Source organism: Alteromonas sp. (genome assembly GCF_984505615.1).
In genome coordinates, this window is the sequence record NZ_CFHOXV010000002.1 from 287,212 (window position 1) to 300,656 (window position 13,445).

General features: G+C 50.9%; 11 protein-coding genes. 7 read left to right on the forward strand and 4 right to left on the reverse strand.

Translation table 11 applies throughout. The annotated features are described in order from the left end of the window. Positions 1 to 3: 3 nt before the first annotated feature. Positions 4 to 1,734 (forward strand): arginine--tRNA ligase, encoded by a 1,731-nt coding sequence (gene argS / locus AC4PME_RS02900; RefSeq protein WP_491046471.1) that lies wholly within the window; start codon positions 4 to 6, stop codon positions 1,732 to 1,734. Positions 1,735 to 1,823: 89 nt separating this feature from the next. Here the strand turns inward: argS and AC4PME_RS02905 are convergent, their stop codons facing one another. Beyond that, the gene (locus tag AC4PME_RS02905; RefSeq protein WP_491046470.1) at positions 1,824 to 2,147 is read right to left on the reverse strand and encodes a LysR substrate-binding domain-containing protein; all 324 of its coding nucleotides are present in this window, start codon (positions 2,145 to 2,147) and stop codon (positions 1,824 to 1,826) included. 7 nt (positions 2,148 to 2,154) lie between these two features. Here AC4PME_RS02905 and AC4PME_RS02910 point away from each other — a divergent pair, with 7 nt between their 5' ends. The 4 genes from AC4PME_RS02910 (at position 2,155) to AC4PME_RS02925 (ending at position 6,432) form a co-directional block, all read left to right on the forward strand. Then, positions 2,155 to 2,586: an SDR family NAD(P)-dependent oxidoreductase gene (locus tag AC4PME_RS02910; protein WP_491046469.1), complete on the forward strand. Its 432-nt coding sequence runs from the start codon at positions 2,155 to 2,157 to the stop codon at positions 2,584 to 2,586. 199 nt (positions 2,587 to 2,785) lie between these two features. Continuing rightward, positions 2,786 to 3,884, forward strand: a protein-coding gene (gene prfB / locus AC4PME_RS02915; protein WP_303575307.1) for a peptide chain release factor 2 whose coding sequence is annotated in 2 segments (ribosomal slippage) — positions 2,786 to 2,860 and positions 2,862 to 3,884 — 1,098 coding nt in all. Because the reading frame shifts where the segments join, the coding sequence is not laid out codon by codon here. Positions 3,885 to 3,908: 24 nt separating this feature from the next. Next, positions 3,909 to 5,450, forward strand: a complete 1,542-nt coding sequence (gene lysS, locus AC4PME_RS02920; RefSeq protein WP_490708571.1) for a lysine--tRNA ligase — start codon at positions 3,909 to 3,911, stop codon at positions 5,448 to 5,450. A 139-nt stretch (positions 5,451 to 5,589) separates the two neighbouring features. Further along, the gene (locus AC4PME_RS02925; RefSeq protein ID WP_303575305.1) at positions 5,590 to 6,432 is read left to right on the forward strand and encodes a formate/nitrite transporter family protein; all 843 of its coding nucleotides are present in this window, start codon (positions 5,590 to 5,592) and stop codon (positions 6,430 to 6,432) included. Here AC4PME_RS02925 and AC4PME_RS02930 read toward each other — a convergent pair. Genes AC4PME_RS02930 through AC4PME_RS02940 form a run of 3 tightly spaced genes read right to left on the reverse strand, consistent with a single transcriptional unit; the run spans position 6,429 to position 8,696 of the window. Further along, positions 6,429 to 7,349 (reverse strand): ketopantoate reductase family protein, encoded by a 921-nt coding sequence (locus tag AC4PME_RS02930; protein WP_491046468.1) that lies wholly within the window; start codon positions 7,347 to 7,349, stop codon positions 6,429 to 6,431. The two genes, AC4PME_RS02925 and AC4PME_RS02930, sit on opposite strands and share 4 nt — an antisense overlap. Continuing rightward, the gene (locus tag AC4PME_RS02935) at positions 7,349 to 8,059 is read right to left on the reverse strand and encodes a TIGR01621 family pseudouridine synthase (protein ID WP_491046467.1); all 711 of its coding nucleotides are present in this window, start codon (positions 8,057 to 8,059) and stop codon (positions 7,349 to 7,351) included. The genes AC4PME_RS02930 and AC4PME_RS02935 overlap by 1 nt, the downstream gene beginning before the upstream one ends. Beyond that, entirely contained in the window at positions 8,052 to 8,696 is a 645-nt protein-coding gene (locus AC4PME_RS02940; protein WP_491046466.1) for an Hpt domain-containing protein, read from the reverse strand. Before AC4PME_RS02940 ends, AC4PME_RS02935 begins: the two co-directional genes overlap by 8 nt. Positions 8,697 to 8,896: 200 nt before the next feature. Here AC4PME_RS02940 and AC4PME_RS02945 point away from each other — a divergent pair, with 200 nt between their 5' ends. Continuing rightward, positions 8,897 to 11,728 (forward strand): M16 family metallopeptidase, encoded by a 2,832-nt coding sequence (locus AC4PME_RS02945; protein ID WP_491046477.1) that lies wholly within the window; start codon positions 8,897 to 8,899, stop codon positions 11,726 to 11,728. A 66-nt stretch (positions 11,729 to 11,794) separates the two neighbouring features. Then, positions 11,795 to 13,393: a glutamate--cysteine ligase gene (gene gshA / locus AC4PME_RS02950; protein ID WP_474844847.1), complete on the forward strand. Its 1,599-nt coding sequence runs from the start codon at positions 11,795 to 11,797 to the stop codon at positions 13,391 to 13,393. Positions 13,394 to 13,445 lie beyond the last annotated feature (52 nt).

A 13,445-nucleotide genomic window follows, 5' to 3' on the forward strand; every position in this document is an offset into this window, starting at 1 on the left:
ACGATGAACATACATGCTTTATTAGTCAGCCGTTTTAGCGAGGCACTGGAAAAACTAGGTGCTGAAAATGCGCCGGTGCCTGTGGCACGCAGTTCGCGGCCTGAATTTGGTGAATATCAGTTCAACGGTGCGATGGCACTGGCGAAACAATTAAGACAAAAGCCCCGTGACATTGCGGAGAAAATTGTTGAACTGGTTAACCTGGATGACGTTGCCAGCAAGATGGAAGTGGCAGGCCCAGGTTTTATTAATGTGCATCTCAGCGATTCGTGGCTTGCGAATCAGTGTGAACTGGCACTGCATGATCCCCGCATGGGCGTGGCAAAAGACAGCCAGCAGACCATTGTGGTGGATTACTCTTCCCCGAACCTTGCTAAAGAAATGCACGTGGGCCACCTGCGTACCACTATCATCGGTGACGCTGTCGTAAAAGTGCTGGAGTTCCTTGGTCATAAGGTTATCCGCCAGAACCACATGGGGGACTGGGGGACACAGTTCGGCATGTTGCTGGCACACCTGTCAGACAAGCTGGAAAGTGAGGTTGCGGAAACCGCACTGTCTGATCTGGAAGACTTTTACCGTGAAGCGAAAGTACGCTTCGACGAAGAAGAGGGCTTCGCTGACCGTGCCCGTGAATACGTGGTGAAATTACAGGGGGGCGACGAGCAGTGCCTTACGCTGTGGAAACAGTTCATTGATGTATCCGTTCAGCACAGCGAAGAAGTGTATGACAAACTGAATGTCAGTCTGACCCGCGACGATATTATGGGTGAGTCTGCCTATAATGATGATCTGGCGAATGTCATCCGTGACCTGAAAGAAAAAGGCATTGCGGTAGAGGATCAGGGTGCACAGGTTGTGTTTATTCCTGAACTGGCGGACAAAGAAGGGAATCCGGCGGTGTACATTGTGCAAAAATCCGGTGGCGGCTACCTGTATTCCACTACCGACCTTGCAGCTATGCGCTACCGCAGCGGCAAACTGAACGCTGACCGTACTCTTATTCTTACTGACGCCCGTCAGGCGCTGCACTTTAAGCAAACTGAAATTGTGGGCCGTAAAGCCGGTTTCATGAAAGCAGAACAGACTTACGAGCATTGTCCTTTCGGGATGATGCTTGGCAGTGACGGCAAGCCATTTAAAACCCGTACCGGTGGCACGGTGAAACTGGTTGAGTTACTTGACGAAGCGGTAGAGCGCGCCGGCAAACTCATCAGCGAGCGGGACAATGACCTGTCAGAAGCTGAGCTGGCTGAAGTGGCCCGTAAAGTGGGTATTGGTGCTGTTAAGTACGCTGACTTAAGTAAAAACCGTACCACGGATTACGTGTTTAACTGGGACACCATGCTGAGCTTTGAAGGCAATACAGCGCCTTATTTGCAATATGCCTTTACCCGCGTGAAAAGTATTTTCCGTAAATCCGGAATTGCGGTGGCAGATTTGAAAGGTGCAATGACCTTTACCGAAAAGCAGGAGCATGCACTTGCTGTGCTGTTACTGCAATTTGAAGAAGTGATTGGTCTGGTATCCCGTGAAGCAACGCCTCACGTGCTGTGTACTTACCTGTACGATGTGGCAAGCGCATTCATGAGTTTCTACGAAGCCTGCCCGATCCTGAAAGACGGTATTGATGAAGCGGTGCGTAACAGCCGGCTTGAACTCGCTGCGCTGGTGGCCAATACACTGGAACAGGGTCTGAGCCTGCTGGGTATCGAAACACTGGAAAAAATGTAAGTCTATCAGGCTCCGCTGATATCAGAGAAACCGGCAGTCGCTTGTGGCGTCTGCCGGTTTTTTGTTTCCGTTAAAATTCGCAGGCTCCATCAGGCAAACTGCTCTGTAAGCCAGTTTATAAAGGTGCTGATTCGTTTAGGCATATGGCGTCTTGATGTGTAAACCACGGAAAGAGGCAGGGGCGGGCAGGTAAAATCATCCAGAATTGTTACAAGCTCGCCACTGGCCAGGTAATGCTTAACCCCGTGATGAGGAACCTGAATGATTCCCAGTCCCGCCAGGCAGGAGGTCAGGTAGACGTCTGTAGTGGCCACAGATACCCGGCTTGTCATCGCTACCTGATAGTTATGCCCGTTGTGAAAATAATCAAAGGAATCTGCATCGGGGCGCATGTCCGGTGAGTAGCCCACCACGAAATGATTGCTCAGAGCCCTGTCAGATTTGCATTTAAAAGCGCCGTACTTTCTGACACAGGCACTGCTCAGTGATATTGAAGATAACGGACATATTCTGAATATCTCATCGGGTCTGGCGCGGTTCAGCTTGCCCGGCTCAAGTGCTTATGCAGTGATGAAAGGTGGTGTGGAAGTACTGACGCGGTACCTGGCAAAAGAGTTGGGCAGCCGCGGGATCAGCGTAAACACCATCGCACCGGGTGCCATTGCCACAGATTTCGCTGGCGGTACGGTAAGAGACAACCCGGACGTGAACCAGTTTGTCAGCAGTGTAACGGCTAAGGGCAGAGTAGGGGAAGCTTCCGATGTCGGCCCGGCAATCGCCAAAATACTCAGTGATGATTGCGCATGGATGACCGGTCAGCGCGTGGAAATTTCCGGCGGCATGTTTTTGTAAAATCATCAGATTTGTTTGTTTTTATACCGTCCGGTAAAGGCTACATAGCAGTTGCCGGACACATCCCTTCGCCGTAACCGGTCATAACCACTGAAAATCTGGTGAAATTCGCCTGATTCCCGGTGCGCCTACTATCAAAATCCCGCCAGATTCGGTACTATCCGCCGTCCTGTTTTTTAATTTATCTCCTGGCGAAATCATGTTTGAAGTAAATCCTGTCAAAAATGCCATAGCAGATATCCGGGTGCGCTCTGAAGCACTTAGGGGGTATCTTTGACTTCGATACGAAGTCTGAACGTTTAGAAGAAGTTAACCGTGAGCTTGAAAGCCCGGACGTCTGGAATGAGCCTGAGCGCGCACAAGCCTTAGGGAAAGAAAAAGTAGCCCTGGAGCAGGTGGTTGAAACCATTCAGAAGCTCGAACAGGGTGCTGAAGACGTTGAAGGCCTTCTGGAACTGGCCATCGAAGCGGAAGATGAAGAAACCTTCGAAGAAGCGAAATCTGAACTGGATTCCCTTGTTGAAGTGTTGGAAGTCCTCGAATTCCGCCGTATGTTCGCAGGCCCTAACGATGCCTGCGATGCGTATATCGATTTGCAGGCGGGCTCCGGTGGTACGGAAGCTCAGGACTGGGCCAATATGCTTCTGCGTATGTATTTGCGCTGGGGTGAAGCACACGGCTTCAAAACAGAAATTATCGAACTGTCAGAAGGCGAAGTTGCGGGTATTAAGAGTGCCACAATCCGCTTTGAAGGCGAGTATGCGTTTGGCTGGCTGAGAACGGAAACCGGCGTACACCGCCTGGTACGTAAGTCACCATTTGACTCCGGAAACCGTCGTCACACGTCGTTCTCTTCTGCGTTCGTCTATCCTGAAATTGATGACAATATTGAAATCGATATTGATCCGTCTGATTTACGTATTGATACTTACCGCGCCTCCGGTGCCGGTGGTCAGCACGTTAACAGAACAGACTCGGCGGTTCGTATTACCCATGAACCCACGGGCATCGTAGTGCAGTGTCAGAATGACCGCTCACAGCACAAGAATAAAGATCAGGCGATGAAGCAACTGAAAGCCAAACTTTATGAGTTTGAGTTGCAGAAGCAGAATGCTGAGAAGCAGGCGTTGGAAGATAACAAGTCTGATATCGGCTGGGGCAGCCAGATCCGCTCTTATGTGCTGGACGATTCCCGTATTAAAGATTTACGTACAGGTGTAGAAACCCGTAATACGCAAGCCGTCCTCGACGGTGATTTAGATAAATTCCTGCAAGCCAGTTTGAAATCTGGCCTGTAAATTACACTTAAAAGTGAACAGGTTATGACCGACCAACAACTCGACGAAAATAAACTCATTGCCGAGCGCCGGGCTAAATTGAGCGCGATTCGGGAAAACTGCCGTGCAAATGGTTTCCCTAATGACTTCCGCCGCGAAAACTACGCTGAAGAACTGCAGGCGCAGTTCGGTGAAGTGGAAAAAGAAGCGCTGGCGGAACAGGGCAATAAGGTTTCCGTTGCCGGCCGTATTATGGCCAAGCGCGGTCCGTTTCTGCTGCTGCAGGATATGACCGGTCGTATTCAGGCTTACGCCGACAAAGAAACACAAAAAGAAATTAAAGCGAAATTCGGTAGTCTGGATATCGGTGACATCATCGGTGTAGCCGGCGACCTGCACAAGTCAGGAAAAGGCGACCTGTATGTGAACATGGAAAACTGGCAACTGCTGACCAAATCACTGCGTCCGCTGCCAGAAAAATTCCATGGTCTGAGCGATCAGGAAACCAAATACCGTCAGCGTTATGTGGATCTGATCACCAGTGAACATACCCGCCGCAACTTCAAAATCCGCAGTGCCCTGATTAACGGCATCCGTCAGTACCTGACCGAGCGTGATTTTATGGAAGTGGAAACGCCTATGCTGCAGGTCATTCCCGGCGGTGCAACGGCCAAGCCTTTCGTGACTCACCACAATGCGCTGGACATCGACATGTACCTGCGTATCGCACCGGAGCTGTACCTGAAGCGTCTGGTTGTGGGTGGCTTCGAGCGGGTATTCGAAATCAACCGTAACTTCCGTAATGAAGGTTTGTCGACCCGTCACAATCCTGAGTTCACCATGCTGGAATTCTACATGGCCTACTCTGATTACAATGACCTGATGAACCTGACTGAAGACATGCTGCGCAAGCTGGCTCAGGACATTCTTGGCACGACCGAACTGGTTAATACTACCCGTGACAGCGAAGGCGAAGTGACGTCTGAAACCCGCTATGATTTCGGTAAGCCTTTCGATCGTCTGAGCATGGGCGAGGCTATCCTGAAATACTGGCCAGAAGCCAACGAGGCTGCTATCCGCGACCCGGAAGCCCACCTTGATGAAATGAAAGCCATGGCGAAACAGCTGCACATTAAAGAGCCTGAAGTAGACGGGATCTGGGGTGCAGGTAAGTACCTTTGTGAAATCTTTGAGGCGACAGCTGAAGAGAAACTCATCCAGCCTACGTTTATCACTGAGTATCCCTGGGAAGTGTCTCCGCTGGCCCGTCGTAACGACGATAACCCGTTCATCACTGACCGCTTCGAGTTCTTCGTAGGCGGCCGTGAACTGGCTAACGGTTTCAGCGAGCTTAACGATCCTGAAGATCAGGAAGCCCGTTTCCGTAAGCAGGTAGAAGAAAAAGATGCCGGTGACGATGAAGCCATGCACTTCGATGAAGATTACATCCGTGCGCTGGAATATGGTCTGCCGCCAACAGCGGGTCAGGGGATTGGCATCGACCGTCTGGCTATGTTGTTCACTGACAGCCCGACAATTAAAGACGTTATCCTGTTCCCGCACATGAAGCCGGAAGTACAGGAATAAATCTCTCTGCTGATTGCTAAAAACGGTATGCGCGTAAGCCCATACCGTTTTTTTATGTCTTTGATTCAATCGCTTTACTCCGGCCTGTCGTATCACTCGTAACAAGGCGTATTTAAGAACACTTTTGCAGGAACCGGATATGACAGGGAAAGAGAAACACGAAGACGAGCGTCATGTTGACTCGCCGCTTACTAAGGAAGAAGAACAGGATGTGCGTGATCACCAGAGTCTGAGTTCAGTTTCTCTGTATGCGGTAATTCACCGGGAGGGGCTTGAAGAGCTTGAGCGGCCGGGTATGTCGCTGTGGTGGTCCGGTGTGGCTGCCGGCATTGGCATATCAACCTCAGTACTTGCAGAGGGCATTCTGCATACGGTGTTTGAAGGTTCAGACTACCAGTTTGCGCTGGAGAACTTCGGGTATACCGTCGGTTTTGTCCTTGTGATCATGGGCCGTCTGCAACTGTTTACTGAAAATACTCTCACTGTCATTTTACCGCTGCTTAACCACCGCTCTCTTGCCATGCTTGGCTGCACCGCAAGGTTGTGGGCTATCGTGTTTGCCGCCAACATGGCGGGTACATTACTGGCCGCGACGTTAATGTATCAGTTACATACCGTGCCGGCGGAATACATTGAGGGGATGAATGCTATTTCAAGACATTATGTGGAGCTGGAATTCGGGCAGGCCTTTTCCTACGGGGTCATTTCAGGTTTCATTATTGCCGGTATTGTCTGGATGAAACCGTCGGTGCAGAGTGCGGCTTTCTTCGTCATCGTTATGTTTACTTATCTCATAGCTATGGGGAATTTCACCCACGTGATTGCCGGGTCTACGGAATTGTTCCTGCTTGCGATGCAGGGGGAAGTCACACTGTACCAACTCTGCTCGCTGATTTTTGCTACGCTGCTGGGGAATATTGCCGGCGGGACAGGGTTATTTGCCATGCTGGCTCACGGGCAGGTCGCCCACGAAATCGATTAAGCCGGAAAGCGGTCTGTCAGTGCATCAAACAAAGACTGATGAGCGGGAACCGGAATGTGATGCGCTGCAGCTTTCTCTAACAGGTATCCGGTGATCGCGCCGGTTTCCAGCGGGCGGCCGTGAGCCGCGTCCTGATGCATACTGGAGTAGTTAACCGCTGTGGCCCCGGCAACCCGTAATACACGGTTTTTCAGAACGTCTGCACTTTCCTTGTAACCGCAAGCCTGCATGACCAGGCTGGTTTCGCGACATAACGATGAAATCACTGCGTCATATGCCGGCTCCAGAAGTTGCCCGTTGCGGATGTTATGCAGTGCCGTGAGCGGATTAATCACCAGATTGACAGACAACTTCTGCCAGAGAGCCAGGGCAATATTGTCGCAGCGTGTTACCGGCGGAAATGCCTGCTCAAGGATCCGAAACACTTTTTCATCCGTACTGTCATTCCTGTTTAGTCCTGTTGCCGGGCCTGCCAGCGTTTCACCAAAACCGGTATGGCGCACAGCGTTCTGCTGACGCAGAGCGCCGTGGCTGGTGGTTGCCTGATAAAGTCTCACAGAAGGCAAAACAGAACGAAAGATCTCATCTCCTCCCATACCGTTTTGCAGCAGCAAGGCCGGCGTATTATTCGTGAAAAGGTGAGACCACTGTGTCAAAGCTTCTTTCAGTTGATAAACCTTCACAGGAATAACATTCAGATCGAACAGGATATCCACCTGGCTGTCCGGAGTAATAATGGCGTCAGGCAAGGAAACCGTACTGTCATTTTGCAATGTCACCGTTTTTACGGTGGTCTGTTGCGCACCAGAGCGGGGCTGTCTCACTGCACGGGTGACATCAAAGCCGGCTTCCAGTGCCTTTGCAGTAAAGAGTGAACCTACAGCGCCGCTGCCTATAACACAGAGCCTGACTGACATTACCGGCTCTTTATTTCCGGCAGGGTGAAAGATGGCCAGGGCAGTGACCGGTTGTCCGGTTGTTCCGCAAGCCAGCCGGAAAATGCCTCAGAGACAAAGCGCGAGCCTTCCTCAGGCGTACAGGTGATGCTGAAATCCTCACCGTTATAAGAAAAGTGTAATTGCCACGCGTGCAGATAGACACGGTCAGCCTCTTTGCCGCCATATAACGTGTCACCCAGAATGGGCGACCCCAGACTTTTCATGGCAACACGTATCTGATGGGTTTTCCCGGTAAGCGGTTTAACCAGCGCAATGCGTCCGGTTTCAGCCCTGTGATGACTGAAGAACTGAGTGACAGCCGGGTTTTCGCGGGTTTTCATCAGCACATGCTGTCCACGGCGCCGGTTTTTCATATCACCGGCTATGGTGCCCTGTTTCTTCGCCGGTTTTCCCGACAGGATGGCCAGATAATATTTCTGTATGTCACGACCGGCAAACAGTCCGCTTAACTGTGCGGCTGCAGAAGCATTACGGCCGATCAACAGACAGCCCGAAGTCACAGTATCGAGACGGTGACATAAGTAGAGCTGCTGTTCTCCGGTGAGTGCCCGGATAGCATGTATTACGCCCAGCGCGTCATCGTGCATTGGCATGCCGACAGGTTTATGAATGACATAGAAGTCGGGATGTTCGAAACACATCCCGACAGAGGTTGCGGGGCTATCCACGGATCAGGTTCAGTGCGGTATCGTAATCAAGTTCGTCAATGGCATCGCGCAGGGTTTGTTGTAATGCCGGATCCGGCGTGGTGGCGGCCAGCCAGCTGTCCAGTTGGTCCTGTGCAATAAATTCACTTTGTTCCAGCGCCTGAATAAAGGCTGGAGGCGCCTGACCGGTTTGCGGAGCAGAAGCCGGAGATCCAGCGGTACCGGCGGTGGCTACAGCAGGCTCGCTGTCCTGATGACCGGCTGCCGGCGCATTCATAGCGGCTTCTGCGGCTTGCAGGTCGTCAAGCAAGGCCGGATTAGCTTGTAATGTTGCGATAGCGTCCAGGGTAACAACCACTGTTTGCTTGAGGGCAGGGAGGGAAGCCGGCACCGTTTCCTGCGCTTTCAGCTCGTTCTCTGTTTCTTTACAGGCCAGGTGAAGTTGGTTTATCCCCAGATTGCTCGACACCCCTTTGATGGTATGAATATACACTCTGGCTTCCTGCCAGTCACAGTTATCGAGTAAAGTTTGAAGTTTATCTGAGGCGTGCTGGTATTCGTCGGCAAACTTTTGCAAAAGTCGCAGAAACAGCGTTTTATTCCCACTTAACTGAGAAAGGCCAAATTCGAGATTGATTATCTTTTCGGCAGAATCCATACAGTCTCTCCAGGTGTTTACACCAGTGTATTTCATTAATAAATAAATTGATACAAAGGGGTTAAGGAGACCTGGGCTTTCTGAGCCAAATTCTGGTAGTCTCAGTAACAATCTGTATTCTGTTCCGGCACAACGGGGCAGACCTGTTTAAGACGGATTGTCTTAACAGTGATGAACTTACAATGAAAAAAGGAAGCCTGATGGCGTTATCTCTGGCCACAAAAGTATTAGTGTGTGCGAGCGTTGCAGTGTCATTAAGCGGATGTCAGTCTCAGAAGCCTGCTGAGCAGACAACCGTTGCGGTGCAGGAGCAGCAAGTCCATATCCCCTACGAAAAATATACGCTGGATAACGGCCTCACCGTTATTTTGCATGAGGACCATTCCGATCCACTGGTACACGTGGATGTGACGTATCACGTAGGCAGTGCGCGGGAAGATGCCGGTAAGTCCGGCTTTGCCCATTTCTTCGAACATATGATGTTCCAGGGCTCAGAGCATGTTGCTGATGAAGAACACTTCCGGATCATCACTGAAGCCGGCGGAACCCTGAACGGAACCACCAATACAGACCGGACCAACTACTTTGAAAGTGTACCGGCTAATCAGCTTGAAAAAGTACTGTGGCTTGAAGCCGACCGCATGGGCTTTTTGCTGCCGGCGGTAAATCAGACGAAGTTTGAGAACCAGCGCGATACCGTGAAAAATGAGCGGGCGCAGCGGGTGGATAATCAACCCTACGGATTGCGTTCTGAGAAAAATGGCGAGGCCCTGTATCCGGCAGGCCATCCCTATTCCTGGTCTACCATCGGTTATGTGGAAGATCTCGACCGTGTTGATGTAAACGATCTGAAAGCCTTCTTTAAGCGCTGGTATGGCCCCAACAATGCCGTGCTGACCATTGGTGGCGACATAGATGTTGCGCAGACCAGAGCGTGGGTGGAAAAGTATTTTGGCCCGGTGCCCCGTGGTCCTGAGGTGGCAGATCCTGAACCTCAGCCGGTAACCCTGACGGAAGACCGGTACGTGACGGTAGAAGACAAAGTGCATCTGCCTTTACTGCAAATTACGTTTCCAACGGTTTACGCCAGACACCCTGATGAAGCGCCCCTTGATGTACTCGCTGACATTCTCGGCGGCGGTAAAACATCGCTGTTCTATAAAAACCTGGTGAAAGAAGGCGTCGCGGTTCAGGCGGGTGTTTCTCACCCCTGTCGTGAACTGGCCTGCGAGTTTCAGTTACTGGCACTGGCGAACCCGCAGAAGGTAGAAAAGCTTGCAACGCTGAACACGCTGGTTGATGAAACACTGACAGAGTTTGAATCCCGCGGCGTTAATGAAGATGATCTTCAGCGCACCAAAGGCGGGATTGAAGCATCAACCATTTTCGGTCTGCAAAGTGTATCGGGTAAAGTCAGTGCCCTGTCCGGCGGAGAAACCTTTTACGGCCAACCTGACCTGGTTCAGGCTGATCTTGACCGTTACCGTAACGTGACAGCAGAAGATGTTATGCGGGTTTACCGTCAGTATATTAAAGGCAAGCATGCTGTGACGGTCTCTGTGGTACCCAAAGGACATCCGGAAATGGCGGCTGCCCCGCAAAACTTCACGCTTCCGCCCCGTGATATTCCCGGAGCTGATGAGTCTGCCGATGACGTGGTGACGGCGGAAATTAAAGATTCGTTTGACCGGACAGTGGTACCGGAAGCGGGTCCTGCGCCGACGGTGCATGTGCCTGAGTTCTGGAAAACCAAGCTTGCGCCGGGTATCGATATGCTTGGTGTAACCAGCGCAGAAACGCCAACGGTGACACTGACGCTGAATCTGGAAGGCGGCATGCTGCTCGATCCGCAGGATAAGGCCGGTCTGGCTTATCTCACGGCTGCAATGATGAACGAATCAACGGAAAATTACTCCAACGAAGCGTTATCAAATGAACTGGCGAAACTGGGCAGCTCGGTGAGCTTCAGCGCGTCGGGCCGTTACACCCAGGTGTCGGTATCGTCGCTGACAAAAAATCTGGATGAAACCATGGCACTGGTGCAGGAAAAGCTGTTTCATCCTGCATTCAATGAAGAGGATTTCAACCGGCTGAAAGCCCGCATGGCGCAGAGTCTGCAGCAAAGTATGCGTAATCCGGATTACCTGGCAAACCGTGCAAAAGAAAAAGTGCTGTACGGAGAAGAAAACCGGGTAAGCCTGCCGGCTTCCGGTACCCTTGAAACGCTGGCTAATATCGAACTGGCTGACATCAAAGACTTCTACAGCAAGTACTACACGCCGTCCCATGCCACCATTGTGGCAGTCAGTGATTTAACGCAGATCCAGATGGCTTCTGCTTTATCTTTCCTGTCAACGTGGCAGCCTGCGGACTACACCATTCCTGTGTTCAGCGATTTTCCTGAGTATGATAAAACACAGATCTTCGTTGTAGATAATCCTCAGGCCGTACAGTCGGTGGTATATCTGGTGAAACGGGCCCTGACCTTCGATGCAACCGGCGATTACTTTTTAGCACGATTGATGAATTTCCCGCTGGGCGGAGCATTTAACAGCCGTATTAACCTTAATTTGCGGGAAGATAAGGGATATACCTACGGCGCGTCCACGTCTTTCATTGGCGGTAAAACCTTAGGCTGGTTTGAAGCCCATGCAAATGTGACGGCAGCGAATACCGCTGACTCCATCAAAGAAATGATGAAAGAAATTAAGCTGTACAGAGAGCAGGGCATGACGGAAGAAGAACTCCGCTTCATGCAGAACGCCTTTACGCTCAGTGATGCGCTGGAATACGAAACGCCGAACAGCAAGGTAGCATTTCTGCGTCAACTGCTGGCCTACGATTTGGCAGATGATTACCGTGAAACCCAGACCAGCCTTATCAGGAATATGACAACGGACAGGTTGAATGCTGTGGCGCAGCGGGAATTGAATTTGGACGAGATGCAAATTATTGTGGTAGGGGATGCTGAGGCACTGGCGCCACAGCTTGCTACACTGGATTTGCCCGTTGTCCCGCTGTCACTGAATTAATTTTTATTGAAATTTGAGGGTTACGCCCCACATCGTGGTGCTGACCCTCCTCTATGGATGAATACATTGACCTCATCAGAGCCAACTTTCTCCCGTCGCCTTGCGGCGATGAACGCGACTGCGTTTTCAAGTGCACTAAAAGACATTAAACATGGCGTCGAACGTGAAGGCCTCCGTATACAGTCCAACGGCCGGCTGGCGGAAACAGCCCATCCTCAGGCTCTGGGTTCGGCACTGACCCACGAGTGTATCACTACCGACTTTTCTGAAGCCTTGCTGGAATTTATTACGCCGCCGGTGGCAGACAGTCAGGTAACAGAAACTCAGTTAAGGGACATACACAAATTCGCCAGCGAAAATATGAACGGCGAAATGTTGTGGCCTATGAGCATGCCGTGTTTCATTGATGATGAAAATAAAATTCAACTGGCTTACTACGGTGAATCTAACGTTGCACAAATGAAGCGCGTGTACCGTATGGGACTTAAAAATCGCTACGGCAGTATGATGCAGGCGATTTCCGGTGTGCATTTTAACTTTTCATTGCCGGATACATTCTGGCAGGCGTGGGCAGAACTCAACGGTGTAGAATATTCTCAGGATCAGGTTTCTGCTGATTATTTCTCGCTGATCCGTAATTACCGTCGTTTCTGCTGGTTGTTGCCGTATCTGTACGGGGCATCGCCGGCGCTGTGTCAGTCTTTCCTGAAAGGGAAGCCGACGACACTGAACTTTGAAAAAGTGGGTAAAGGCACGGTTTATCTGCCTTATGCGACCTCTTTGCGTATGAGCGATCTGGGTTACACCAACTCAGAGCAGTCAGCTTTACAAATTTGCTATAACCACATCGATACCTATGTGGAAAAACTTCGTAGTGCCATGTACACGCCATCTTCACGGTTTGGTCAGTTTGCCGCCGGTGAGGGCGGGCATTTTCAGCAGTTATCTAAGAATATTCTGCAGATAGAAAATGAACTGTATTCGCCCATTCGTCCCAAGCAGCCCACCCGTTCCATGGAAAAACCTACCGATGCCCTTGTGCGCCGCGGCGTTAACTATGTGGAAGTGCGGGTACTGGACGTGAATCCTTTCTCGCCTGTGGGCATTGACAAAGGCCAGATGGATTTCCTCGATGTCTTCATGCTTTCATGCCTGCTGACAGACAGCCCTGAAATGACGGCAGAGGAGCTCACCGTTTGCCGGGAGAATATGGATAAAGTGGTCCTTGAAGGACGTAATCCAGACCTGATGCTGGAAAACAAAGACGGCAGTGTTGCATTCCGCGAATGGTGTGAAGGGCTGTTTGCTGTATTTGAGCAAACCGCAAAAGTGCTTGATAACGCCAACGGAACATCGGCATACAGCGATGCTGTCAAAGCTGAGTGGCAAAAAGTACTTAATGCTGATGAAACGCCATCCGGTAAAATTCTGGCAACGTTGCTTGAAAATGATATGGATAACGGCGTACTGGGGCTTAATCTGGCTAAGCAGTACGCGGAAGCCTTTAAAGGCTATGAATATCTGCACTATGATTTGAAAGCATTTGAAAAAATGGCCGCTGATTCACTGGCTGCGCAGCACGCTGTTGAGGCGACGGATGAAGTACCTTTTGCAGATTTTATCGCCGGTTATTTCGCAGAACCGATGGCTACACGGGACAGCTGAAGCCTGAATTGACCTTGCCGGGGATAAAAAAATGCCTGGCAAGGGGGCCAGG

Coding starts and splice junctions, on each gene's coding strand:
- argS (WP_491046471.1), top strand. CDS start 4: ATGAACATACATGCTTTATTAGTCAGCCGTTTTAGCGAGGCACTGGAA.
- lysS (WP_490708571.1), top strand. CDS start 3,909: ATGACCGACCAACAACTCGACGAAAATAAACTCATTGCCGAGCGCCGG.
- AC4PME_RS02925 (WP_303575305.1), top strand. CDS start 5,590: ATGACAGGGAAAGAGAAACACGAAGACGAGCGTCATGTTGACTCGCCG.
- AC4PME_RS02930 (WP_491046468.1), bottom strand. CDS start 7,349: ATGTCAGTCAGGCTCTGTGTTATAGGCAGCGGCGCTGTAGGTTCACTC.
- AC4PME_RS02940 (WP_491046466.1), bottom strand. CDS start 8,696: ATGGATTCTGCCGAAAAGATAATCAATCTCGAATTTGGCCTTTCTCAG.
- AC4PME_RS02945 (WP_491046477.1), top strand. CDS start 8,897: ATGGCGTTATCTCTGGCCACAAAAGTATTAGTGTGTGCGAGCGTTGCA.